Source organism: Actinoplanes sp. NPDC051470 (assembly GCF_040682035.1).
Classification (GTDB): Bacteria; Actinomycetota; Actinomycetes; order Mycobacteriales; family Micromonosporaceae; genus Actinoplanes.
In genome coordinates this window covers 11,926-37,959 of record NZ_JBFBAA010000039.1, presented here as the reverse complement: position 1 = coordinate 37,959, position 26,034 = coordinate 11,926, and the positions used below count along the sequence as shown (strand labels likewise).

Genomic DNA, 26,034 nt, shown 5'->3' with positions numbered 1-26,034 from the left:
CGGCGGTCAGCCTTTCACGGTCAGGATTGGCCGTTGTTCCACGACGCTCGTGTTGGCGCTCTCGTCGGCACAGTCCTCGGGATCACGCGTCGTCGTTGCGAGGCGCGTCGACGTGGGTGACGAGGTTGATGCCGCCGTCGACGTGGATCACCTCGCCGGTGACGAAGGGGACCTTGATGAGCGCCAGAACCATTGCCGCGACATCGGATGGTTGCCCGAGCCGGCCCAGCGGTGTCATTGCCACGGTGCGCGCCGCCCGCGTGGCGAGGCTGTCCGAGGTCAGTCGGGTCTTGAGCGGCCCGGGCGCGATCGCGTTCACCCGGATGTCTGGACCCACGGCCTTGGCCAGCAGCCTCGTCAGGTGGTCGAGCGCGGCCTTGCTGACCGAGTAGGGGATCGAGCTGCCGAGGGGGCGCGAGCCGCCCACCGAGGTGATGTTGATGATCTGGCCGCCGGGCTCCATGACCTTCACGGCGGCAACGGAGACCTGCCACGTCCCGACGACGTTGACGCCGAGGATCCGGTGCCAGTCGTCAGCGGTGACCGCATCCAGGTCGGCGTGGGGGACGGGTCGCGACACCCCGGCGTTGTTCACCAGCAGGTCGAGCCGGCCGTGCCGCTCGATGGTCGTCGACACCAGGCGCACGGCGTCGGAGGGATCGGCGATGTCGGCCTGGACGTAGCTCGCCCCCGGGAGCTCGGCCGCGAGCCGCTCACCGGCGTCGACCGAGGTGGCCGAGTTCACCACGACGGTGAAGCCGTCGGCCGCGAGCGCGCGGGCGATCCCTTCTCCGATCCCGGAGCTCGAGCCCGTCACGATGGCGACACGTGGCGCGCTCACCGGGCGAATCGCCCGGCGACGGGCGCTTTCAGCGCGTTCACGATCGCCCGGCCTCCGCTGGCGAGGATCGAGGTGTCGTTGCTGACCACCACGTAGTCGTAGCCCGAGGCCAGCGCGGCCCGGGCCTGGTCACTCGTGGCGGACGCGGTGCCGATGGGAACACCGGCCGCGGCGGCGGCCGCCAGCGCGGACGTGGCGAGCCGGTCCACCTCGTCGCTTCCCGCCGCGACGCCCATCGACATCGAGAGGTCGGCCGTCCCGACGAACGCGGCACCGATGCCGTCGAGGGCCAGGATCTCCCTCGTGTTCCTGATCGCCACCTCGCTCTCGAGCTGGACGACGCACAGGGCCTGCTCGTTGCCGTACTCGAGGTATTCCGCCCGTGGCAGCAGCCCCCAGCGACCCGCTCGGCTGGTGCCGCCGGACCCGCGGTCGCCGCGCGGTGGGAAGCAGGTGGCCCGCACGACCGCCCGGGCCTGCTCGACCGTGTCGACGTGCGGCACGACGACGCCGGCCGCGCCGGCGTCCAGGACCCGCTGGATCACGCTGAGGCCGTGGTCAGGCACTCTGACGAGCGGATGCACCCCGAGGGCGTGGGCCATCGCGATGTGGGCCGAGGCGGCGCCCAGGTCCAGTGTCGTGTGCTCGAGGTCGATGACCACGAAGTCGAAGCCCGCGTAGGCCATGATCTCGACACTCTCGGGGCTGGAGAGCTTGATCCAGGTCCCGAGCGTGCCGCCGTTGATCCCGTCGCGTACCCGTGCCATGGCTCAGATCTCGCTGGCGGTGTCGGTGGGGGTGGCGGTCCAGAAGACCAGCCACTTGCCGAGCTGTACGACGACCGCGTGCAGTGCGATGCCGACGGCCGACAGCACGACGATCACCGCGAAGGTCCTGGCCACGTCCAGGGTGAAGTTGCTCGCCTGGATCAGGTAGCCCAGACCTTCGGAGCTGCCCACGAACTCCGCGACCACGGCGCCGGTCACGGACAGGATGACGGCGACCTCCAGTCCCGCGAAGATGTGCGGGAGCGCGGACGGGATCTGCAGGTGCCGCATGACCTGCGTGCGGGACGCGCCGAAGGACCGGAGCATCTCGACCTGCTCGTAGGCGGCGGACCGGAATCCCAGGACGGCGTTGATGAGGAGGGGGAAGAACGCGATCAGGGCCACGGTCAGCACCTTCGAGCTGATCCCGATGCCGAACCAGACGATCAGCAGGGGCGCCATGGCGACCTTCGGGATGGTCTGGGTCAGGATGAGCAGCGGGAAGAGCACGCGCTCCACCGGCCGGAACTGGGTGATGAGCACCGCGGAGACCAGTGCCGAGCCGACCGCGATGCCGAACCCGATCAGGATCTCCTTCAGGGTGACTATCGAGTGGGTGATCAGGCTGCCGTCCTGGAAGCCGTCGACCAGGGAGCCGGCGACGGCCGTGGGCGCGGGGACGAGGATGTTGGAGACGTCGAACATCTTCACCACGACCTGCCACACCACCAACAGCCCGATGAACACCAGCACGCTGTAGGTGATCTCCGGTACTCGGCGGCGCCGGCCTCGGGCCAAGGTGTCCGAGTTCGCAGGCGCTTCCAACGTCTGGGTGGACATCAGACCTCCTAGTGGGCGCTGTGCTCGGAGTCGAGCAGCTTGCGGATCTTCAGGACGATCTCGCCGAACTCGGGTGTGTTGACGTTCTCGATCCGCCGGGGTCGAGGGAGCGCGACCTCGACGACGTCGGCCAACCGGCCGGGTCGCGGTGTCATGACCACGACGCGGTCGGCGAGGAGCACCGCCTCGGGGATGCTGTGCGTCACGAACAGCACGGTCTTGCGGTCCTGGTCCCAGATCTTCAGCAGGTCCAGTCCCATCTGGTCGCGGGTCATCGCGTCGAGGGCGCCGAACGGCTCGTCCATGAGCAGGATGCGCGGGTCGTGCATCAGGGCGCGGCCGATCCCGACCCGCTGCTGCATCCCGCCGGACAGCTCGTTGGGGTACCGGTCGCCGAACTCCTCCAGGCCGAGCATCACCAGCAGCTCGTCGGCCTTCGCGTGGGTCCCGGCGTCCCGGAGCCGGTGAAGGTCCGGCGACGTCAGCAGGTTCTTCCGTACGGTGCGCCACGGCAGCAGCAGCGGCTGCTGGAACACCATCCCGAGCTGGTTGCGGTGGGTGTCCTCCGACGGCCCGAAGGTGACCTGTCCGGAGGTCTGACGGGACAGGCCCATGATGATCCGCAACAGCGTGCTCTTGCCGCAGCCGCTGGGGCCGACGATGGAGATGAACTCACCGGCTCGGACGCTGAGGGATACGTCGTCGAGGGCCTGGACGGTCCCGCCGGACTTCGTCGGGTAGAGCATGGACAGCGAGTCCAAGCGGATCACGCAGTCGGTGTCGGTGCTGGTCGGCATGTCCGTCATTCCTCACCTGTGATTAGTCGGTCGCCTCGGGCCACGTGCCGCCCATCTCCTTGGTCAGTCGCTTGCAGGCGGCCTTCAACGCCGTGGCCTCTCGGGAGTCCAGCGCCTCCGGCAGCATCCGCTCGGTGCCGACGGCCGCGATCGTGGCGCAGATCCCGGTCGCCGCGAACACCGGCGCCGCGAGGACGCAGATGCCGCGGTGGTTGACGGCGCTGCTCATGCCGGCCTGCCGGATCGTCTCGATACGACCGCGAGTCTCGGTGCGCTGGGGCTCGGGGAGGCTGCCGGTGAGCCGGTCGGCGTGGAACTGGTCGGGTAGGAAGGCCAGGAACACCTTGGCCTGCGAGGAGTTCAGGGCGAGCTGCGAGCCCACGCGCACCGTCACCAGGGTGGGATGGTCGGCCTCCTCCACCAGCGAGACCACCGGTCCGGAGGTGCCCCACAGCGACAGCACGATGCTGATCTTGATCTCGAGCGCGAGCTCGCGCAGGTAGGCCGGCGCCATCTGCATGATGCGCTGCTGTCCCAGCGTGAAGCTGCCGAGCTGAAGGATCGACCGTCCGGGACGGACGAGTGCGGAGTCCTCCACGCGCTCGAGCAGGCCGGAGCTGATCATCGAGCTGAAGTAGCGGTGCACCGTGGTCCGCTTCAGACCGAGCCGGCGAGTGGCCTCCGCGACGGAGAGCTCCGGAGTCTCCGGAGAGAACAGGCCGAGTATCTGCGCGGTCCGGCTCACCGCCTGGATGTCCTGCTCGCGAGCAGTCACCGGCTCGTCGACCTGGTCCGCCGCCATTGGCTCTCACCCCGTCCCGTTGAGTGTCCACGAAGCGTGCCTGTTGTTCGCAGTACGGACGGAGGGTAAGCACCACGCACATCTCCCTGCAAGGTTTTCCTGCGGGTTTCGCGGAAGCACCATCCGAAACACTTCCTTGACAGACCGGATAGCGAACTCTCAGTCTGTGATGCGAACAACGCCGACGCCTGGAGACTTCATGACTGACACGTCCGCGATCGTCAAGCTGCTGAACGGCTGCGTTGACCTGCACTGCCATTCCGGCCCGAACCCGTTCCCTCGACGCATCGACCATGCCGAGGCCGGCAAGGACGGCGAGCGGCTCGGCATGCGGGGTGTGCTGGTGAAGTCCCACCACCACAACACCGTCATGGACCTGCTCGCGATGAGCGACCGGCTGGCGAAGATCAGCACCCCGGTCTTCGGCGGGATAACCCTGAACAGCATGGTCGGCGGCATCAACCCGCAAGCGGTGGCCATGTCACTGCGCATGGGGGGCAGGGCCGTGTGGTTTCCGACGTTCTCGGCCGGCCGGCACATCGACTGCCATCCGGAGGGCGTCGGCTTCCCCACGGCGAGCGTCGAGGTGCCGTCGTCCCGGGTCGACATCCACCAGGAGGACGGTGAGCTCATCCCTCAGGTCCACGAGGTGCTCGACCTGGTGAAGGAGAGCGGCGCGATGGTGACCGGCGGTCACATGGAGACCGAGTCGATCACCCAGCTGTTTGCCGCGGCCAAGGACAAGGGTGTCACCCGGATGCTGCTCAACCATCCCGACTACGTCATCGGTGCGGACGAGGCGAAGTGCCGTGAGCTTGTCGGCTACGGAGCGTTCGTCGAGCACGAGACCGGCTTCTACGACCCCGAGGGGACCAAGAAGTGGGACCCGAAGATCCTCCTGGACTGGATCGAGAAGATCGGCCCGGAGCACACCGTGATCGCCTCCGACCTCGGTCAGAAGGGTCGGCCGCTGCCGGTGGACTCCTACATCCGCGTCGCGACCGCGCTGCTGGACCTCGGCCTGGACGAGGGGTCGCTGCGGCAGATCTTCTGCGACAACCCGGCCTTCCTGCTCGGCCTGGACGACTGAACCGGCATCTTGCCGCTGACCCGAAAGGACAGGCGATGACCACCCTGGCCACCCCGCCCGACGTGGAGTTCTCCGACCTCGGTACGGGCGATCCCGACGAGACGACCCCGGGCGGATCGTCGACGTGGTACTTCCGCGGACACAACTTCGTGCTCGCCCACACGACGCTGGTCGCCGGCGACGTGCTGGAGCGGGATGATCAGCCGGATGAGTACGTCGTGATCCTCCCCTACGAGGAATGCAGCGTCGAGGTCCGTGCGTCGCGGGAGGTCACGTCGGTCTCGGGCAAGGCGGTGGTGATGGTCCCGCCGGGCCGCAGTGCGATCGTCGGCGTCGACGACTGCACCGTCGTGCGGCTGTTCAGCTCCCGGTCCACCGACCTGCTGGACAAGGCGCGCAACCGGGATTCGTACGCGGAGCCGCACCCGAACGTCAGGCCGTTCGAGCCGTGGCCGGACCCGCCGGAGGGCTATCGCATCCGGCCCTACCGACTGGCCGACCTGAAGGTGACGCAGGACGCCGTCCGCCCGGGCCAGATCGTGCGGTGCAGCACCTTCATGGTCAACTTCCTGGCGCCCAGGATCGGTCCGCGTGATCCTGACAGCCTCTCGCCGCACGACCACGACGACTTCGAGCAGTGCTCGCTCGCCGTGGAGGGGGAGTACGTCCACCACCTGCGTACCCCGTGGTCGAAACGTCGCAGCGAGTGGCGCGAGGACCGGCACCTGCGCTGCGGCAGCCCTTCGGTGGCCGTGATCCCTCCGCCCATGATCCACACCAGCGAGGCCGTGGGCTCGGGGACCAACCAGCTGATCGACATCTTCTGTCCGCCGCGTCTGGACTTCTCCCGGACGCCGGGCCGAGTGCTCAACGAAGACACCTACCCGCTCCCGTTATAGGAGGGTTCCATTGTGAAGATACGAGGAGTTGCAGCCGCCGTCCTGTGTGCGGCCGTAATGCTGAGCGCGTGCGGTTCCGGCAGCGGATCCGACGACTCGGCCGAGTCAGGCGGGCTGACGTCGGTGAAGTTCGCGATGGCGTCCCCCAGCTGGAACGCCGGCTTCGCGGTCATGGCCGTCGTGGAGGCCGAGGGCTTCTACGAGGCGGAGGGCCTGAAGGTCACGACCAACCTGTTCCCGTCGGCCACCCAGGCAGCGCAGCAGGTCGCCGGCGGCGGGGCCGACCTCGGCCTCATGACGGTCGAGCCCGTGGCCATCGGGCACGACAAGGATCTGAACCTGGCCTACTTCAGCTCCTACTGGCCGAAGTGGATCTACAGCCTGCAGGTGCCGGACGGTTCGGACGTGAAGAGCATCGCCGACCTGAAGGGTAAGAAGATCGGCGTCACCGCGGTCGCGAGCTCCGGCGCGACGTTCGCCCGGACTGCGATGAAGCTCAACGGGCTGAACGAGAACGCGGCCAGCCTGGTGCCGATCGGTGCCGGCGCCCAGCAGATCAACGCCATCAAGAGCGGCCAGGTCGATGCGTTGGCGCTCTGGGACATCCAGTACCAGGCCGTCAAGAACGCCGGCGTCACCCTGACGCCGCTTCCGGTCAACGAGACGGCGGAGGCGTGGGGCGGCGGCTTCGCGACGACCCGGAAGAACCTCGAGGCCAAGAAGGACGTCCTCCAACGGTTCGGTCGTGCGGTGGCGAAGGCGTTCGTCTTCGCCAAGGCCAACCCCGAGGCCGCCATCCGCGACCTGTGGAAGCTCCACCCGGAGACCCGCGGATCCGGCCCGGAGGAGAAGGCGCTGGCTGACGGGATCAAGGTCCTCCAGGTACGCCTGGACGGACAGGGCTTCGACGACAAGGCCCTGGGCCGGATCGACGAGGCCGCGTTCACCCGTTCGCTCGACTTCATGGCCTCGGCCGGACTGATCAAGAAGTTCCCGGCGAAGGAGATCTACACCGACGAGATGTTCAAGGCGATCAACGAGTTCTCCTACGACGACGTCACCAAGCGAGCAGAGAGCGCCCGCTGAATGCGGCTGGGGGTCGCGCTCGACCTGAGCTCCCAGGAGCCGGTCCGTCCACAGATGGATCGCACGGTCAGGATGCTCGCCCGCGCGGAGCAGCACGGTTTCGACTCCGCGTGGGTGGGGGAGAGCTATCACGCGGCCTCTCAGCCGTTCCACCTCCCGTCCGCCCTGGTGGTCCTGGGACATCTGGCCGGACGGACGTCCCTGGCGCTGGGATCAGCGGTGCTGCTCCTGCGCGCGTACAGTCCGCGGAAGCTGGCCTATGAGGCTGCGCTGCTCGACCAGCTGTGCGGCGGGAAGCTCACCCTCGGCCTCGGGCTCGGCGGCCCGGAGGTCGCCCAACGGGTCGGGCTGCCCGCGTCGGGTCCGGCCGGCGCGGCCTTCGACGCCACGCTGAAGCTGCTGCGCGACGCCTGGTCCGCCGAGGTGGCGATCCCACCACCGGTGCAGCGCGGCGGGCCGCAGATCTTGGTGGGTGGCAAGGTGCCGGCCTCGGCCCGTCGGGCCGCGACGCTCGCCGACGGATTCTACGGCGCGACGAATTACTGCGACGACCTGTTGATCAAGCAGTCGGCGGCCTACTGGTCGTGTCGCGGCGAGACCGGGGGAGCGGTCGCCACCACCAGGTTCTGCGTCGTCCACGAGGATGCCGCCACGGCCCGCGAGCTCGCCGCGCGCCACCTGAAGGCCGCGACCGACTACTACACCGAGCGGGGCTCATGGATGGGTGCGGACGGCCCGGCCGAGCTGGAACTCCCCATGGTGGGTACGCCCGACGAGATCGACGCCACGATCGCCCGGTACGTCCGGGCGGGGGTCACGTCGGTCCAGCTGCGGGTCGCCCCGTTCGGCACGCCGCCGGACGTCGCCCGCCACACGCTCGACCTCGTCGGGCGGCACGTCCTCCCGAACTGGCACGGCACGCCTCCTGAGGTGGGGCAGGAAGTGGAGACGACCCGATGAGCAGCTCATTCGTGTACACGGCGGTCCGGACCCCGTTCGGCCGGTTCAACGGAGCCCTGGCCGACACGAGGACCGACGATCTGGCCGCGACCGCGCTGAAGGGACTGCTCGACCGCTCGCCGGGCCTGGACCCCGGCCGGGTCGACGACGTGTTCTGGGGCAACGCCAACGGCGCCGGCGAGGACAATCGCAACGTCGGCCGGATGGCCGTGTTACTGGCGGGCATGCCCGTCTCGGTGACCGCCACCACGGTGAACCGGCTCTGCGGCTCGTCGCTGGACGCCGCCATGATGGCCGCACGCATGATCGAGGTCGACGACGCGGAGATCGCGATCGCCGGAGGCGTGGAGTCGATGACGCGGGCGCCGTGGGTCCTGCCGAAGCCGTCGCGCCGGTTCCCGGCCGGCGACGTCACCGCGGTCTCCACGACGCTGGGCTGGCGCCTGGTGAACGAGCGGATGCCGGCCGACTGGACCGCCTCGCTGGGCGAGTGCAACGAGCAGCTCCAGGAGAAGTTCTCGATCTCGCGCGAGCGGCAGGACGAGTTCGGCGCTCGCTCGCACCGCCTCGCGGCGGAGGCGTGGGAGAAGGGCTTCTACGACGACCTCGTGGTGCCCGTCCCCGGCGCCGACCTGGTCCAGGACGAGAGCATCCGGGCCGGCACCTCGGTCGAGGCGCTGGCCGGGCTGAAGCCGGCGTTCCGGCCCGACGGGACGATCACCGCCGGCAACTGCTCACCGTTGAACGACGGCGCGAGCGCGATCCTGCTGGGCTCGGCGAGCGCGGCCGCGACCATCGGTCGTGACCCGGTCGCGCGGATCGCCGGTCGCGGCTGGGCGGCGCTGGAGCCGCAGCGGTTCGGCTACGCCCCGGTCGAGGCGGCCAACGACGCGCTCGGGCGGGCCGGCATCACCTGGGACGACGTCGGCGCCGTCGAGCTGAACGAGGCGTTCGCCGTCCAGTCGATCGCCTGTATCGACGCCTGGCTCGGGCTCGGGCTGCGGGACGCCGGGGTCGTCAACGCCAAGGGCGGGGCGATCGCCATCGGGCACCCACTGGGCGCCTCGGGCGGGCGTGTTCTCGGGACCCTGGCGGCGCGGCTCGTGGAGTCCGGTGAACGATGGGGCGTGGCCGCCATCTGCATCGGTGTGGGTCAGGGCTTGGCGGTCGTGCTCGAGAACGTCGCATGACGCTGCTCTGCGCCTCCGCCGACGAGGCGGTCAGCGGCATCGCCGACGGGTCGACGGTGCTGGTCGGCGGCTTCGGCACGGCCGGCATGCCGTTCGACCTGATCGACGCGTTGATCCGGCAGGGAGCACGAGACCTCACCGTCGTGTCGAACAACGCGGGCAACGCGGACACCGGGCTCGCGGCGCTGCTCGCGGCCGGGCAGGTGCGCAAGATCGTGTGCTCGTTCCCCCGGCAGACGGACTCCTGGGTCTTCGACGAGCTGTACCGCGGCGGGAAGATCGAGCTCGAGGTCGCGCCGCAGGGGAACCTGGCCGAGCGTATGCGCGCCGCCGGAGCCGGGATCGGCGGGTTCTACACCCGCACCGGAGTCGGGACCCTCCTCGCGGAGGGAAAGGAGACCCGCGAGATCAACGGCCGGACGTACGTCCTCGAGCTGCCCATCGCCGCCGACGTCGCGCTCATCAGCGCCCACACCGCGGACACCCTCGGAAACCTCGTCTACCGCAAGACGGCACGTAACTTCGCTCCCGTCATGGCTACGGCCGCGACGACCACGGTCGTGCAGGTGCAGCACGTCGTCGAGCCGGGAGTGCTGGATCCCGAGGCCGTGGTCACCCCCGGCATCTACGTCGACCGGATCGTGCGGGTGTCGTCATGAGCGTGGTGTCTCCGAGCATCGTCGAGCACACCGGCCGTGGCCCGCTGGGACGGGACGAGATGGCCCGGGTGCTGGCGGGCGACATTCCCCGCGGGGCGTACGTCAACCTGGGCATAGGTCAGCCCACAACCGTCGCCGACCACCTCTCCCCGGCGTCGGGGGTCGTCCTCCACACCGAGAACGGCATGCTCGGCATGGGGCCGGCGGCGACGGGCGACGCGATCGATCCCGACCTGATCAATGCCGGCAAGTTCCCGGTGACCGAGCTGCCCGGCGCCTCGTACTTCCACCACGCCGACTCGTTCGCCATGATGCGAGGCGGCCACCTCGACCTGTGCGTCCTCGGCGCCTACCAGGTCTCGGCATCGGGGGATCTCGCCAACTGGCACACCGGCGAGCCCGACGCGATCCCGGCGGTCGGCGGGGCGATGGACCTCGCCGTGGGCGCCAAGCAGGTCTTCGTCATGATGTCGCTGTTCACCAGGACCGGCGAGCCGAAGCTCGTCAGTCGATGCACGTATCCGCTCACCGCGTTGCGGTGCGTGGACCGGGTCTATACCGACGTCGCCACGTTCGAGATCACCGGCGGGGACCAGGTCCTCGTACGGGAGACGTGGGGAATCTCGTTCTCCGAGCTCCGCTCACGCGTCGATGTCCCTTTGGAGCGACATGTTCACTAGGAATCAGTTCTACATCGGGGGTACGTGGGTCGATCCGGCCGCGCCGCGGACCTTGGGCGTCCTCGACCCCGCGACCGAGGAGACGTTCGCGACGATCAGCCTCGGGACGGCCGAGGACGTCGACCGCGCGGTGGTGGCGGCGCGCGAGGCCTTCACCGCGTACTCGCAAGTCAGCGTGGAGCAACGGCTGGAGCACCTCGAGCGGATCATCTCCGGTTTCCGGGCTCGGCTGCCCGAGATCGCCCGGACGATGACCCGCGAGATGGGGTCGCCGATCACGTTCTCGACGGAACGCCAGGCCACGGTGGCGCTGTTCCACTTCGAGGAGGCGGCCCGCGTGCTCGCGGACTACCGCTTCGAGGAGGAGATGGGAGCCGGAATCGTACGGCGGGAGCCGATCGGCGTCTGCGGTCTCATCACGCCGTGGAACTGGCCGCTGAACCAGGTCGCGTCGAAGGTGGCCCCGGCCCTCGCCACGGGATGCGCCGTGGTGCTCAAACCGAGCGAGATAGCGCCGCTCAGCGCCATGCTGCTCGCCGAGGTCATCCACGACGCCGGGTTGCCGCCCGGCGTGTTCAACCTCGTCAACGGCGACGGTCCCACCGTCGGTGAGGCCATCGCGGCGCACCCCGGCATCGACATGGTCTCGCTCACCGGCTCGACCGGCGCCGGCATCAGGGTCGCCAAGCTCGCGGCCGACACGGTGAAGCGCGTCGCGCTCGAGCTCGGTGGCAAGTCGGCCAACATCATCCTGCCCGACGCGGACCTGGAGTCCGCGGTCGTCGCCGGGGTGCACTCCTGCTTCACCAACGGCGGCCAGAACTGCCAGTCGCCCACGCGGATGCTCGTGCACCGCTCGCAGCGCGACGAGGCGTACGCCGCCGCACGACGGGCGGTCGCCGAGGTCCGTCTCGGGGATCCGCTCGATCCGTCGACCACGATGGGGCCCGTGGTGAGCCGGACGCAGCTGGAGAAGATCACCGCGCTCATGCAGTCGGGGATCGACGAGGGTGCGACGCTCGTGGTCGGCGGCCCCGGGCGCCCCGACGGACTCGACGAGGGGTTCTACGTCCGCCCGACCGTGTTCGGCGACGTCACGCCGCAGATGCGGATCGCGCGCGAGGAGATCTTCGGCCCCGTGCTCTCGATCCTGCTCTACGAGACCGAGGACGAGGCCGTCGAGATCGCGAACGACACGCCGTTCGGGCTGGCGGGCTTCGTACAGTCGAAGGACCCTGACCGCGCCCGCAGGGTCGCCAACCGCATCCGTGCGGGACGCGTCTACCTCAACGGCGCTCCGTTCGACCGCAGCCTGCCGTTCGGCGGCTACAAGCAGTCCGGGAACGGACGAGAGTTCGGGCGGTTCGGTTTCGAGGAGTACCTCGAGGTGAAGGCCGTGCTCGGCTATCCGCGGTGAACGAGAGGACGACATGGTGAACCCTGACCACAGCGAACGGCTGGCCGTCCTCCTGGACCGCGAGGAGCTCTTCGACCTGGTGCGGCGGGAACGCTTCGCCCGCGACCAGCGACTCTTCGACGTGATGCGTGACTGCTTCCACGACGACGCCTACGTGCGGACCACGTGGTACGACGGACGTGGCGGCGAGGCCTACGTCGAGGCGACGAAGGCGTGGATGGCGCGGACCGGGAACAGCAAGCACTGGGTCTTCCCCGCCTACGCGCGGGTCGAGGGCGACCGGGCGACCGTCGAGAGCCCGGCGAAGATCTTCAACCGGACCACGGTGGACGGAGTGGAGGTCGACTTCCACGCCTACTGCCGGTTCTTCTCACGAGCCGTCCGGGACGACGGGCGGTGGAGGCTGATGAGCTTCGAGGTCCTGCTGGAGCGCGACGAACTGCGCCCCGTCCACGCGGGTGAGGTGCTCCCGGTGGACGTGGCCCAGCTCGCTGGGCTCCGGCCGTCCTACCGGTTCCTCACCTGGATCCAGTCGACCCGCGGTGTGACCGTGAGTCAGGACCTGCTCGGCGACGACCGGCCGGCCGAGCTCGACGCGTTCCACCAGGGCGAGACCGCCTGGCTCGCCGGCACGGTGTAGCGGTCAGCGCCGCGGTCCCTGGCGGCGCCGTTCGGTGGCGGTCGCCTGGATGCGCGCAACGCCGCGAACGCGCCCAGGTCCCGCCCCTCCGGATGCGGTCGCTCCACAGTAGGCGTACCGTTACGTCTTGCTACCCCAGACCACGGCAGTGTGCCAAATCCACGATTGCCCGAGGCCGGGGTTTCGCGGACGCATCCCACGCAGGCATACCCGGCGTGACACCAGCCTCCTGTCTGCACGAGCCTCTCCTGTCAGCGCGATGCGCCCGCCAGCAGACCTTTCGGGCCTGGCGGCGACAGCATCACGCGACCGGTTCGGGCGGCCATCCATGCACCTGATCAGCACTGGAGGCGCCACCATGAACCACCCTCGGATCCATCGGCTTCGCCGCGGCATGCTCGCCGGCGGTGCAGCCCTGGCCATTGTTCTCCCCATCGCTCTGTTCAGCGGTGCGACGGCGGCCTACGCCGCCACCCCCTGCGTCGTCGGCCCCGGCGTCACACAGACCGACACGACCGTGACCGGAAGTCCCGGCAACGACACGATCGACTGCGGCGGAACCGACCCCGGCAAGACGATCAACGGTAACGGCGGCAACGACACGATCACCGGCACGGACTTCGACGACACGATCAACGGCGGCGACGGCAACGACACCCTCACCGGCGGCACGGGCGACGACACGCTCACCGGCGGCCTGGGCATCGACACCATCTCCGGCAGTGCCGGCAACGACACCCTGGCCGGCGCCTCCAACGACGGCAGCCAGGACAGCCTCGACGGCGGGCTCGGCACCGATACCTGCCAGGGACCCGCGCCGGACCCCGACATCCATGCCAACTGCGAGAACACGAGCACCCCGCCGGGATCCGGCCCGGGTTCGGACATGGCCAACGCGTCGGCACTCTGCCTGGCCAGCGGAGGGACGCTTTCCCTCAGGGTGAACCCGCTGGGGTACGCCTGCGCGTTCCTCCTCGTTCCCTCCAGCAGGCAGCGGCTGAGTGAGGCTCGCGAGGTGTGCACCAACCAGGGTGGTGTGTTCACCGTCCTGCCGCTCGCGCTGGGCTACACCTGCCTCGGCACCAGTTCGAGGTAACACCGCAGGTCCGATACTCCTGGACCGCCCACGCCGTCCCACTCATCAGGCCGGCGTGGGCAACCAGGGCATCAGGTGTGCCGACATCCCGTTCGTGCTGGTCAACTTCGCGCTGCTGGTGATCTTCCTTCGGGCGCGGTGTCCAACCTGCCGGCGTCGTCGGCGGCCGAACAGGTCGCTCAGCAGATCCAGGACCAGATCGATCAGCACCGTAAACCGTTGTCTGAGAGACAAGGCGTGCTCAGGGCGGGCCGTTACCGGCCCGCCCTGGTCGCGTCCGTGACAGCCGGCGGCTGACCAACTCAGCCTAGGCCTCATCAAGAACGACACCGAGCCTTCCGGAGGGCTCGCACGACCTGGTCGCCGCCGTAACAGCGGCTCCTCGACACGCAGCCTGTGGCGTGCGGCCTGAGAGTCTTTGCGCGATCGCCGGCCCCTCCACTGTGAACACTTTCACTGGCGACGCACTGAACTCCGGCCTCACCGGATCGTCCATAGCGATGAGGGCAGCAGACGTCCGGTTGAAGGAGGAGAAAAATGGAACGTGATTGGAACGTTTCAAACGCGCCGCTCTGCTCACCGCGGTAGCCGCTACGAGCGGACTTGCCCGGCTCAACCAGCCGAGGCCGCTGGGCCGGGCTGCGTGGTCACAGTCGTCTTCGAAGGCTCGCATTTCCATCCCAGCCGGGGACCTCGGCCGAATGCGCTTGAAGAATTCCTCATCAGCGATTGCTTGATACGGGAAGTCGCAGCAATCCACTTGTCCGCCGGCTCCGGCCCGAGCGCCCTTCTCCTCATCGGCGGACGCTCGAGGCGCCGGCCCATCGTCGTTCAGCGAGGTCATCGTGGAAGACAGCGCCGCATGTGCCATCGTCGGATACGCGTTTCGGCTGCCAGGGGGAATTCGTACCGCCGACCAGTTCTGGCAGTTGCTGAGCCAGCGCGGGTTCATCCGGGAGCCGATTGCCGGCCGCTACGGCCCGGGATACGAACCATCCGCCGGTCGGCCCGGTCCCGATCGATTCGGCTCCTCCTATGAAGGTCTGCTGTCCGGAGACGATTTCTACCTGTTCGACAGCCGCTTGTTCGGCGTGTCCGTGCCTGAGGCCAATTCCATGGACCCGCAGTCCCGCACGCTGCTGACTTGCACGTGGGAGGCATTCGAGCACGCCGGCTGGGGCCATGAGCGATTGCGCAACAGTCGTACCGGTGTCTTTATCGGAGCTCAGGATTCTTCGTCCACGAATTGGCGGCCGCTGTTCGGTCCGGACGAATACAGCGTCAGCGGATCCAGCTCCGACATGCTGGCCAGTCGCATCTCGTACACCTTCAACTTGATGGGACCCTCCGCCACCTACATGACCGCGTGCTCGTCGGGGATGACCGCCTTGCATGCGGCGGTGACCGCCCTTGCCGGCGGCGACTGCGACCAGGCCGTGGTCGGTGCGTCCAACCATCTGGGCAGCGCCCTGACCAGTGCTGCCTTCGCGCAACTCGGGGTCATCAGCCCGGACGGCGCCTGCCATTCCTTCGACGCGGCGGCCAACGGTTACATGCGTTCGGAGGGCGCGTTCGTATACCTGGTCAAACCGCTTGCCGCGGCGCAGCGCGACGGAGATCGCATCCTGGCCGTGGTCGCCGGGACGGCGGTGAACACGGCCGGCGCGGCCGATGGCGCCGAGGGTCTCGGAGCCGGGCGGATGATCACCGCCCCGACTCAGCATGCGCAGGTGGATCTGATGCGGAGCGCGTGTGGCCGAGCCGGAATCTCGCCCGGCGACGTGGACTACCTCGAGGCGCATGCGACCGGGACACGGGTCGGCGACCGGATCGAGGGCAACGCGATCCGCGAGGTCTTCGGTGAACCGCCGAGGTCTGTCCCGCTGCGGGTGGCGAGCGTCAAGAGCAATGTCGGGCACATGGAGGCCGCGGCTTTCGCCTGTGCCCTCCTCAAGACGCTGCTGATGTTCGAACACCGGGCGTACGCCCCGATCTCCAGCCATTTCGCGGTGCCCAATCCCGATATCGACTTCACCGGACTGCGAGTGCAGACGACGAGCGAGGCCTTCGGTGACCGGCCGGCCCTGGTCGGTATCAATTCGTTCGGCTTCGGTGGTGTCAACGGTCACGCTGTACTGGCCGAGTACCGCCCCGATCGTGAGGCGATGTACTCCCGGCCGGTGGCGCCTGACGCCGGCTACTTGTTCCCGCTGTCGGCCCGTACCCCTGAGGCGCTGCGGGAGAGCGTTGCGGCCTACCGTGATCTGCTCGCCGGCTCGCCACCGTTCGACGTGTACACGCTCGCCGCGAACATGAGCCGCCGCCGGACCCACTTCCCAGTCCGGACGGCGTTCGCCGCCACGGGGCCGGAGGATCTCGTCGCACAACTGGACGCGTTCGTCCGCGACCGCCCGGAAGTCTCCGAGGTCGAGGAGCGGAAACGGGAGCGGCGCATCCTGATGGTCTTCGCCGGCCAGGGAACCCAATGGGCGGGCTGCGGTCGTGAGCTTTACGCCACCGCCCCGATCTTCGCCCGGACCGTCGACGCCATCGACGCCGTGTGGCAGCACGAAGCCGGGTATTCGTTGCGTGAAGCTTGTTTCAACGAACCGCAGGGGAAACTGGACGAGACCCGGCTCGCCCAGCCGGCGATCTTCATGATCGAGGCTGCCCTGGTCGACCTGCTGGCTTCGTGGGGAGTTCGTGCCGATGGGGTCGTGGGCCACAGCGCGGGCGAGGTCGCCGCGGCGTACGCGGCCGGGATTCTGAGCCTGACCGACGCCGCCCGGCTGGCGTTCCACCGGTCTACTTTGCAGCAGCGCACCGCCGGGTCGGGCCGGATGCTGGCCGTGGACCTCGATCTGGCCGGCACCGAGGCGCTGCTGGCTGAGTTGCCGGACGCCGGCCTCGAGATCGCATGTGAGAACTCACCCGTGAGTACGGTGGTCTGCGGAGCCGAGGCGTCGCTGATCCCGCTGACGGAGGCTCTGCGGCAGCGCGCGATAACGCACCGGATGCTGCGGGGCAACGTGGCTTTCCACTCCCGGGCGATGGATCCGATCGAGCAGCCGCTGCGCGAGGGCCTGGCCTTCCTGGCTGACCGCCTGCGCTCGCCGTCGGTACCTTTTGTCTCCAGCGTTACCGGCTGTCCGACCGAGCGGTTGGACGCGGCCTACTGGTGGTCGAACGTCCGTGAGCGCGTGCGGTTCCGGGCCGCGGTGCAAGCCGCCGCAGCGGAACTGGAGCCGAACGTGGTCATCGAGGTGGCGCCTCATTCGGTGTTGCTGAGCGCCGTCCACCAGTGTCTGGAGGAATCCGCCGATGTAGCCCGGGTGACGACCCTTCGCCGGGACACCGATTCCCGCGCGGCGTTCCACGAGACGCTCGGCGCGCTGTTCCGCCAGGGCGTGGCCCTCGACTTCGCCGCGCAGTACCCGAACCCGCGGTCGATCAGCCACCTGCTGCCGCTCCATCCCAGGAACGACGTGGTGACGTTCGATCCGGCACACGATGACATGCATCTGGTCAAGCGTGGCTTGTATTCGGCGGGCCCACTGATCGGCCGCGCGATGCCCGACGAGCACCCGCGCTTCGAGGTGCGGATGAGCGCGGCGGACTTCTCCTGGCTCACCGACCGTCGCGTACAGAACGCTCCCATCATGCCTGCGGCCGGGTACGTCGAGATGGTGCTGGAGGCGCTCGGCGGTGCACCCGCCTCCTTCGACCACGTCGAGTTCCACCAGCCCTGCCCGGTCACGAACGTCGCGCTCCGCCTGCGGACCGAGCTGACACCGGAGGCGGGCGAGCCTGGTCAGTACTCGTTCCGCATCCTGTCTCTGAGCTACGGCGCGACCGGTGAGAGCACCTTGCACTGCACCGGGCGGGTCCGCCGCACGCCGCCCACGGAGGACCCGTCAAACGTTCTGGCCACCCTGGACCGGTCCCGGTTCACCGAGGACGGCGGAATGGGTTCGCGCGAAGCCTTCTACGGACAACTCAACGCGGTACTGGGCGACTATTTCCAGTACGGTCCGCACTTCCAGCCGGTAACCCGGGTACAGCGCGATGTCGCGACCCAGGAACTGCTGTTGGATCTGCGGCTGGACGACGCGCTCTGGCGCGACGGCCGGCACGCCGGGTACCACTTCGCCGTGCCGCTGCTCGACGGCGCCCTCCAGGCCTTCCTGTACTTCGTGATGAAGTGCTCCGACATCTCCGGCTTTCCGCGGCGAATGCGCGGGCTGACCATCGACCGGTTACCCACCTCGGGCCACCTGGTGTGCCATTTCATTCCGCCGAGCGAGATGGCAGCGCACGAGCTCGGCCAGTTGAGCCTGGCGCTGGGCGAGCAGGGGACCGGAAGTCTGGTCGTCTACGACGCCGGCACCGGCGAACGCGTGGCCCGTCTGGCCGAGTACACGAGCTTCATGGCCAACCCCAAGGCTGACGTGATCGAACGCAGCAAGTTCGTGATCAACTGGCAGCCGAAGTTCGTGACCGACACGCGCGGCCTGCTCAGCCAGCTGGCCGCCGAGGATCTGACCTTGTCCGCCGTGGTCACCGCGCTGGCGTCCGGAACACGCGGGGACACGGCCCGCACCTGGCGGGTGGCGGAGTTCAGCCAGACCCTCGAACCGGATCGGACGGCTGCCGCGGAGTACCTGAGCCGTGCACCCGGCCCTGAACAGATCGAGCTGTGGCTGCTCGGATCGACCGCGGAGCGCACCAAACTGTTGTTCGACGCGTTCAAACAAGGTCCAGCGGTACGTGTCGCGACCGCGGACCTCGAGGACCCGGACTCCATCGATCTCGACACCGGGCTCCTGCGCGCGGCGGCGTGCGAGTCGGTGTTCGCGGACGCCCGAACGACAAGGCTCACCGATGCGGGATGGGCCTTCCTGCGGCGGTTGTTGGTGCCGGGCGGCGTCGCTGTGATCCGGAACCCGGATCGCGAGCTCGATCCGCCGGGACCGGGCTGGACTCTGATCTGCCGAGACGAGCGGGTTGCCGCGTGGAGCTCACCGGGCGAGCCGTTCGACGACGGGCCTACCGATGAGGCCGGCCCGCGCTGGGTCATCGGCGACGGCGGTGAGCCCCTCGACTCGCTCGACGCACAGTCGCTGTACTCCGATGCGACCCAGGAGCGGCTGCGGTCTCTGTGCTCGATCGATGTCTTCTGCACCGGCGAGGACGACGCGGATCCCTCCGGCGCGGAACTCACGGCCCGGTTTCTGCTGCTCGCGCAGGCGCTGTCGAACGCCCGGGCACAACTCCCGGCCGTGCCGTGCCGGCTGACCGTGGTCACCCGGCGGTCCGTTCTGGACGTCAACTCGCCGCGGGGTGCCGCCCTGTGGGGGGCGGTCCGGGCGCTCGGTCACGAGTTCGACCAAGGGATCTCGGTGGACCTACGGCTGGTCGACGTCGGTGACGCGGCAGACCTGCCGGTGCTGGACTGGCTGGCCCGGCACGACGTGCGCGAACGGGAACTGGCGATCCGATCGGGCCGGCTCTACGCCCCGCGGCTCGCCCGCGAGCCCGGTGGACACGCCACCGTCCCCGCCGACATCGGCCGACCGTACCGTCTCATGCTGAATTCGCCCGGACAGCTCGGCGGCCTGTCGATGCGGACGCAGTCACCGCGGGAACCCGGGCCGCACCAGGTCCTCATCGATGTCGCCGCGGCGGCGCTGAACTTCCGGGACGTCATGGTCACCATGGACCTGTTGCCCCCTGCCTCCTACGAGCACTCTGCGCTCGGGCGGGAGGTCGGCATGGAGGGCAGCGGCACCGTGGTCGCCACCGGCGGGGCGGTGAGCGGCCTGACCGCCGGCCAGCGGGTGATGTTCCTCAAGGGCGGTTGCATCGGTGACCGCGTCGTCGTCGACGCCGACGCCGTCTTCCCCGCTCCGCCCGGGCTGACGATGGAGCAGGCGGCCGGGGTGCTGTCGGTCTACCTGACGGCGTACCACGGTCTGATCGACCTGGCCCGGCTACGCGCCGGTCAACGGGTACTCGTCCATTCGGCGATGGGTGGAGTGGGCCAGGCCGCGATCGCGCTCGCCCGGCACGCCGGAGCCACGGTGTACGCCACGGCCGGCACGCCGGAGCGGCGTGCCCGCCTGCTCGATCTCGGTGTGGAGGCCGCCTTCGACTCGCACAGCTACTCCTGGTACGACGAGCTGATGGCGGCGACCGACGGCGAGGGCGTCGATGTGGTGCTGAACTCGCTGGCCGGGCACCACATCACCCTGTGTCTGCGGGCGCTGCGTCCCGGCGGCTGGCATTGCGAGATCGGCAAGGTCGACATCTACGCCGACAACGCGCTTGGCCTCGCGGTGTTCCGGAAGAACCTTCGTTTCGCCGCGATCGACGTCGACCGTCTGCTGAATGACGACCCGGCTCACGCCCGAGCCCTGGCCCAGGCATGCCTCCGGCTGATCGAGGACGGCACCGTACCGCCACTGCCGGTGAAGCCCTTCGCGTACGGCGACTACGAGAACGCACTACGGTTCATGGCCAACGGGCAGCACGAGGGAAAACTGGTCCTGACCGCGCCCACCGAGAAGGAGGCGGCCGGCCTCGAGGTGGTCGATCGGCGCCCGTTCCTGGACGCCGAGGCGACCTACCTTGTCACCGGTGGCATGGGGGGCATCGGCCTGCGCCTCGTCTCCTACCTGGTCTCGGTCGGCGCCCGGCATCTGACTCTGCTCGATCGGGACCCGGGAAGCGGCCGCACCGCCAAGTGGGTCCGTGATGCCAGCGACATTGCCCAGTTCTTCCCCGGCGAGGACGTCCAGATCGACGTCGTACCCGGAGACGTGTCCCGCCGGGAGGATGTCGACCGATGTATCGCCGGCCTGACCCGGCCGCTCAAGGGCGTCTTCCATCTCGCTGCTGTCCTGGACGACCAGCTGCTGGTCAACGTGGCTCACGACTCGGTGACAACGGTGTTCGCGCCGAAGGCGGATGGTGCATGGCACCTGCACGAGGCGACCAGCGGCTCCCCGCTGGACCATTTCGTCCTGCTCTCCTCGATCGCGTCGACCTTCGGCAACGCGGGACAGACGGTCTACGCCGCCGCCAACGCGTTCCTCGACGGACTCGCGGCGCACCGGCGTGAACTCGGCCTGCCCGCCCTCGCCTACAACATGGCGGCCGTCGCCGAGGTCGGGATGGCCATCCGGGATCCGCGGGTGCTTCACCTGGCCAAGGCGGCTGGGATACCGCCGATCAGCGTTGCCCTGGCCATCGCGAACCTGGATTACGCGCTGCGACGCGGGACGCCCGAAGGGCACCTCGTCTCTGCCGACCTGGCGAGCCGGCCCGGCGGCGTCGATCAAGCCGACTACATGCGTACCGGTCACTGGCTCGCCAACGACGCGGCCTTCGTCGCGGCAGGTGGCACGGGCGATACCGTCGAAGACATCGTGCGGGAGATCGCTGACAAGATCACCGCCCTCTCCGGGCACGACGGGATCGGTGCCCGTGAGCCCATCAGGTCCTTCGGACTCAACTCCATCTCGGTCGCCGAACTCGCCGGCTTCATCGCCACCCGGTTCCGGCGCCGGGTCGGCCTGCTGGAGCTGATGACCACAGCGACACCGGAATCCGTGGCCGAGGCAATATTGCGGCCCGACACCGAACCCGGGGCGCCCCAGCCGACCGGGAAACGCGGCGGCCGGCTGCCGGCCCAGTGCCAGGCCGACCTCGACCGGCTGCAACACACCATCGGCGCCGCGGTGCACACCCACGGTGTCACCGACCCGGTAAGCCCGGACCGTTTCCGGGCCGTTCTGCTCACCGGCGCGACCGGCTTCGTCGGACGATTCGTCCTGCATGAGTTGTTGCGACAGAACCCAGAGCTGACCGTGCACTGCCTTGTACGCGCCGACGATCCCGCGCGTGGCCTGGAACGCATCCGGGCGGCCATGCGAGAGGCCGAGATCTGGGACGAAGGCTACGCGGAGCGCCTGACAGTGTGGCCGGGCGATATCCAACAGGCCGATCTCGGTCTTACCGAACCGGACTTCGATCGGCTCAGCGGCGAGCTCGACGCCGTCTATCACCTCGCGGCCAGTGTCAACCTCCTGTCTCCCTACTCGACCGTGCGCGTGGCCAACACCGCCAGCCTCGCCGGCATCATCGAGCTGACCTTGCGTCGGCGTACCAAACACCTCATCTACGCCTCGACGATGGGTGTCTTCCCGCAGTACTTCAGCAATTTCGCGGGGGAGTTCAGCGGCCATCGCATCGATGACGGCGACGACCCGGACCTCGACACGCTGGAGTCGATCGCTCCGCCCGATGTGCTCGGCTACCCGTGGTCCAAGCTGGTCGTGGAGCACGGCATGCGATTCGCCGGGAGCGCAGGTGTCCCGGTCGCCATCATGCGGCTGCCGCAGACCACGCTGTCCGGGGAGACCGGCTACCTCCAGAGCAGCGACATCAAGACCCGGATCATGATGGCAGTCCTCGACGTCGGCCTGAGGCCGACCGGCTTCCGGTACGCATGGACCGAGCCGGTGGACACCGTCAGCCAGTTGCTCGTCTCGATCTCCCGCAACCCCGGCCGCCGGCGGACGACCTATCATCTGGTCAACCCGCGCCCGGTGGAACATGGCCTGGACCTGGCCGACTTCGGCGTCGAGACAAGAGAATGCAGCTACGCGGAGTTCCGGCACGCGTGCCTGGCCCGGGGGAGCCGCTCGCCCCTCCACCAGCACTGGGGCCTGGTCGATCACTTCGCCCGGTACTGGTTCGCGCCGACGGCTTCGCCATCGGCGCCTCCGGTCACCGCCGACGCTCTCTCCGCCGACGCGCTCGTACCGCCGGCCTGGCCCGGGCTGATCACCACTACCGCCCGTAGCCTCTCCTGGATGGTGCGGCACGAACAGACCTGGCCGTTTCCCCGGCCACGAACCTCCCTCGACGTGGACGCCCTGCTTCGTCGCGCCGGTCATCTGGCCGAACGCTTCTCCGTGAAGTTCGACGACGCCTACCCGGCCAAACTCGTCGAAGGACTCGACAAACTGGTTCATGCGATGCGGGACCCGGCAGCGCGGCTGCGGGAGGAACGACTCGCCGGCGTCAATTTCTTGTTCTCCCGAACACTGACCAACCGTGCGGCGCTCACCAGCGAGTACCAGCAAGAACCGGCCATCGCCACCGAGCCCGTCGAGCGCCCCGTCTTCATCATCGGCATCAACCGCACCGGAACGACGCTGCTGCACCGGCTCCTTGCGCAAGGCGACCGCTTCTGGGCGCTACGTCCGGCCGAGCTGGCGCACCCCGCGCTACCCGTGGGTAAACCCGAGGCGGCACGGAACGAGTACGTCGACGATTTGCTGACGGCCGATGAGCTGACCGAAACGATGCACGGCATCCACGAGGTGGACATCGACGCGCCGGAAGAGGACTTCCCGCTCCTGGACCAGTCCTTCGCCGGGTGGTCGTACACGGTGCGATTCCATGTCCCCGAGTACGCGCACTGGCTGACCGGCCGGCGTTCCGGCCTGGCTTACGATCTGCATCGTCGTACGCTGCAACATCTCGGCTGGCAACGCGGTGTGCGGCTGGCCGCTCCCCGGCGCCAGTGGCTGCTCAAGATGCCGTTCCACCTCGCTGAGCTGGAAACGCTGCTGGCGACCTATCCGGACGCGATCTTCATTCAGACCCATCGCAGTCCGCACGAATTCATGCCGTCCTGGTTCAGCCTCACCGAATCGGTGCGAAACGCTTCCGCCCACACATCCGACCCGGTAGCGATCGGACGCGAACAGCTCGACCAGATGAGCCGCATGCTCTTCGGCGCCACCCGGTTCCGAGCCGCCCACCCGGAACTCGAAGACCGATTCCTCGACGTCAGCTATCGCGACCTTGTTGAGAACCCGGAGGGTGTCGCGGAGAAAGTCTACGAACACTGTGGCCGGACACTCGACGATCAGAGCCGTGCCAGAACCCGGAAATGGTACGACCGGCAGTCGGCTCAGAGAACCGGCGCGCCCACGCATCGCTACTCGCTCGATCACTACGGGGTGACCCAGGAAGAGCTTGATGTGGCGTTCGCGCAGTACACGCGGTTCGTGGAGGACAAGGGGATTCGGATGGCTTAAGAAGTGTCGGCGAGCTGCCGATCGGGCGATCCCGAACCCGCCGACGCTGCCGCACCCGGCCCAGCCGTGACCTGTTCTAGACACACTCGCCCCACCGGTCATGTGGTCATCTTGCGAGGTCGGCCGCCGGCCCGGGTGGAGGCGATGGCGGCCGGCCCGGCGTTGGTGCGTTCGCGCGGCAGGACACGCTCGAACTCAGCCAGGGCGGCGAACAGCTCGAACGTGAGCCGGCCAGATACGTCGTGTTTCTGAACATGACTTCGCGCTTCTGCAATATCCTGAACCGAATTGCCCCTATTGCCGGGCTCGCGGCCGGCGGGACCGAGGTTCCATGGCGCTGCTTCTGGTCACGTCGCTGTTCGTGGTGGTTCTGGCCTGGGTGAGCTGGTGGTATCTGCGGCGCCGGGATCCGCTGCTGCGTGACGTGATGTGGATGTTCGCGGCGGTGGCGATGTTGTTCGTCGTCGGGTTGCTACGTCTGTTCATGGGCATCCCGCCGCGAGCGGTGATGGTTCTGGCCATCGCGTTGTTGCTGGCGAAGCCGTTGTTCAGCCTGCGTTTGGTGAGCCGGTTGCGTCCGGTGCCCTCGTGGTGGTGGCCCGTGGCGTTCACGGCATGGCTGACCGTGGTGCCGGTGCTGACCTCCGCGGAGCAGCCGGTGCCGCGACCGCTGGTCTGGTCCGCGGTCGGCGTCTTCTTCATCGGCGAGGGTCTCGCGGCGTGGCTGCTGGGTGCCGAGGCGCGGAAGCGCGGCGGCGCGGCGCGGGCCCGGTTGTGGTGTGCCGCGGCCGGCACCGGCCTGATCGGTTCCGCCCTGCTGATCTCCGCCACCGGCCAGGCGGTGCAAGCACGGGCCGTCGCCGTGATCTCAGGCGTGTTGTATCTGGTGGCGTTCGTGCCGCCGCGCGCGTTGCGCCGCAGCTGGTCGCAGAAGGTGACCTCCGCGGTGCTGTGCCGACTGGTCGACGCGCCCGCGGACGAGCCGGCGACGCGCACGTGGCAGCACTTCTGCGACGAAGCCGCCACGGTGCTCGGTGCCGAGGCCGTGGTGATCCTGATGCGGACACACACCGGCACGGTGCAAGTCGCCGGACACGCCGGCCTGCCGGCCGGCGACTACGAGCAGACCAGCTCGGACTGCGACGCGCTGCTGAGCGCTGACAGCCCGATCGACGCCCTGGCCGGGTGGACTCATCCACCGCCGGCGGCGGTGATGTTCGCCCGGGCCAGCGGCACCCGGTTCGTGACCGTGGCGCCGGTGCCCACCGGCAACGGCCCGGGTGCGCTGCTGCTGCTCAACCGCTACCGCAGCCTGTTCGCCGAGGACGACATCGCGGCTTTCACCGAGCTGGCTCACCGTGCCGCGGCGCTGGCCGGGCGGGCCGACATCCTCGCCGAACGGCAAAGCCTCGCCTTGATCGTGGAGTCGTCGCACGACGCGATCATCGGCAAGACCCTCGACGGCGTGATCACCAGCTGGAACACCGGCGCCGAACAACTCTACGGCTTCCGGCGCGACGAGGTGCTCGGCCGGTACGCGTCCATGCTGTTCCCGCCCGGACAGGAACACGCCGAGGGCCAGTTGATGGCCCGCATCGCCACCGGAGACCGGATCGACCAGTACCGCGTGAAGCGCCGCCGCAAGGACGGCGCCACGATCACCGTGTCGCTGACCCTCTCGCCGATCACCGACGCCAACGGCCAGGCCACCGGGGTGGCGTCGATCTCCCGTGACATCAGCGAACGCGAGCGCGCCGAGGCGATGTTCGAAGGCTTGCTCGAAGCCGCCCCGGACGCGATCATCGGCGTCACCCGCGACGGCATCATCGCCCTGATCAACGCCCAGGCCGAACGGATGTTCGGCTACCAACGCGAGGAACTGCTCGGCCGGTGCGTCGACGTCCTGGTACCCGAGCGTCTGCGCGGTGGGCACCCGCACCAGCGCGACACCTACTTCGCCCAGCCGCGAAAGCGGGCCATGGGGGCCGGCGCCGCGCTGACCGCCGTACCCTGCCCGACGGCGTCACCACGTCGAGAAACCCTTCACCAGCCAGGAACTGCTCACCCGCGTCCGCGCCTTCGTGCAGCCACCAGCAACCGCCACGCACACCACCTCCCGGCCGCCCGAAGCCGGCCAATGACAAGAAGGTGGTGAACA

At 68.8% G+C, this 26,034-nt stretch carries 18 protein-coding genes; 12 read left to right on the top strand and 6 right to left on the bottom strand.

The genetic code is table 11. The features are described from left to right. Positions 1-82: 82 nt before the first annotated feature. Genes AB0M54_RS41740 through AB0M54_RS41720 form a run of 5 tightly spaced genes read right to left on the bottom strand, consistent with a single transcriptional unit; the run spans position 83 to position 4,047 of the window. The gene (locus AB0M54_RS41740) at positions 83-841 is read right to left on the bottom strand and encodes an SDR family oxidoreductase (RefSeq protein WP_364477798.1); all 759 of its coding nucleotides are present in this window, start codon (positions 839-841) and stop codon (positions 83-85) included. Further along, entirely contained in the window at positions 838-1,608 is a 771-nt protein-coding gene (locus AB0M54_RS41735) for an aldolase/citrate lyase family protein (protein ID WP_364477795.1), read from the bottom strand. The genes AB0M54_RS41740 and AB0M54_RS41735 overlap by 4 nt, the downstream gene beginning before the upstream one ends. Before the next feature lie 3 nt (positions 1,609-1,611). Next, on the bottom strand, positions 1,612-2,448 hold the full coding sequence (locus AB0M54_RS41730; protein ID WP_364477792.1) for an ABC transporter permease: 837 nt from the start codon (positions 2,446-2,448) through the stop codon (positions 1,612-1,614). Positions 2,449-2,456: 8 nt separating this feature from the next. Further along, positions 2,457-3,245 carry an ABC transporter ATP-binding protein gene (locus tag AB0M54_RS41725; protein WP_364331548.1) on the bottom strand — a complete coding sequence of 263 codons (789 nt, stop codon included), beginning with the start codon at positions 3,243-3,245 and terminating at the stop codon, positions 2,457-2,459. A 22-nt stretch (positions 3,246-3,267) separates the two neighbouring features. Next, positions 3,268-4,047 carry a helix-turn-helix domain-containing protein gene (locus tag AB0M54_RS41720; protein ID WP_364477790.1) on the bottom strand — a complete coding sequence of 260 codons (780 nt, stop codon included), beginning with the start codon at positions 4,045-4,047 and terminating at the stop codon, positions 3,268-3,270. A 199-nt stretch (positions 4,048-4,246) separates the two neighbouring features. Between AB0M54_RS41720 and AB0M54_RS41715 the strand changes: the two genes are divergently transcribed. The 10 genes from AB0M54_RS41715 to AB0M54_RS41670 all read left to right on the top strand — a co-directional run bounded on the left by AB0M54_RS41715 (position 4,247) and on the right by AB0M54_RS41670 (position 13,764). Then, positions 4,247-5,137, top strand: coding sequence for a DUF6282 family protein (locus AB0M54_RS41715; RefSeq protein ID WP_364331554.1), 891 nt, complete (start codon positions 4,247-4,249; stop codon positions 5,135-5,137). Positions 5,138-5,172: 35 nt separating this feature from the next. Continuing rightward, positions 5,173-6,036: a hypothetical protein gene (locus AB0M54_RS41710; RefSeq protein ID WP_364477787.1), complete on the top strand. Its 864-nt coding sequence runs from the start codon at positions 5,173-5,175 to the stop codon at positions 6,034-6,036. A gap of 123 nt (positions 6,037-6,159) precedes the next feature. Next, positions 6,160-7,122 carry an ABC transporter substrate-binding protein gene (locus AB0M54_RS41705; RefSeq protein ID WP_364477784.1) on the top strand — a complete coding sequence of 321 codons (963 nt, stop codon included), beginning with the start codon at positions 6,160-6,162 and terminating at the stop codon, positions 7,120-7,122. Then, on the top strand, positions 7,123-8,082 hold the full coding sequence (locus AB0M54_RS41700; RefSeq protein WP_364477781.1) for an LLM class flavin-dependent oxidoreductase: 960 nt from the start codon (positions 7,123-7,125) through the stop codon (positions 8,080-8,082). Continuing rightward, on the top strand, positions 8,079-9,272 hold the full coding sequence (locus AB0M54_RS41695) for a thiolase family protein (protein ID WP_364477778.1): 1,194 nt from the start codon (positions 8,079-8,081) through the stop codon (positions 9,270-9,272). Before AB0M54_RS41700 ends, AB0M54_RS41695 begins: the two co-directional genes overlap by 4 nt. Next, a complete protein-coding gene (locus AB0M54_RS41690; protein WP_364477776.1) occupies positions 9,269-9,931 on the top strand; it encodes a 3-oxoacid CoA-transferase subunit A in 663 nt (220 codons plus the stop codon). The genes AB0M54_RS41695 and AB0M54_RS41690 overlap by 4 nt, the downstream gene beginning before the upstream one ends. Further along, positions 9,928-10,611: a 3-oxoacid CoA-transferase subunit B gene (locus AB0M54_RS41685; protein WP_364477773.1), complete on the top strand. Its 684-nt coding sequence runs from the start codon at positions 9,928-9,930 to the stop codon at positions 10,609-10,611. Before AB0M54_RS41690 ends, AB0M54_RS41685 begins: the two co-directional genes overlap by 4 nt. Continuing rightward, on the top strand, positions 10,601-12,028 hold the full coding sequence (locus AB0M54_RS41680) for an aldehyde dehydrogenase family protein (protein WP_364477770.1): 1,428 nt from the start codon (positions 10,601-10,603) through the stop codon (positions 12,026-12,028). Before AB0M54_RS41685 ends, AB0M54_RS41680 begins: the two co-directional genes overlap by 11 nt. A 13-nt stretch (positions 12,029-12,041) precedes the next feature. Then, entirely contained in the window at positions 12,042-12,668 is a 627-nt protein-coding gene (locus tag AB0M54_RS41675) for a nuclear transport factor 2 family protein (RefSeq protein ID WP_364477767.1), read from the top strand. A 358-nt stretch (positions 12,669-13,026) separates the two neighbouring features. Further along, a complete protein-coding gene (locus tag AB0M54_RS41670) occupies positions 13,027-13,764 on the top strand; it encodes a calcium-binding protein (RefSeq protein ID WP_364477764.1) in 738 nt (245 codons plus the stop codon). 45 nt (positions 13,765-13,809) lie between these two features. Here the strand turns inward: AB0M54_RS41670 and AB0M54_RS41665 are convergent, their stop codons facing one another. Beyond that, entirely contained in the window at positions 13,810-13,974 is a 165-nt protein-coding gene (locus AB0M54_RS41665) for a hypothetical protein (RefSeq protein ID WP_364331583.1), read from the bottom strand. Between the two features lie 635 nt (positions 13,975-14,609). Here AB0M54_RS41665 and AB0M54_RS41660 point away from each other — a divergent pair. Further along, positions 14,610-23,876, top strand: a complete 9,267-nt coding sequence (locus AB0M54_RS41660) for a thioester reductase domain-containing protein (RefSeq protein ID WP_364477761.1) — start codon at positions 14,610-14,612, stop codon at positions 23,874-23,876. A 331-nt stretch (positions 23,877-24,207) separates the two neighbouring features. After that, a complete protein-coding gene (locus AB0M54_RS41655) occupies positions 24,208-26,031 on the top strand; it encodes a PAS domain S-box protein (RefSeq protein WP_364477758.1) in 1,824 nt (607 codons plus the stop codon). Positions 26,032-26,034: the final 3 nt, after the last annotated feature.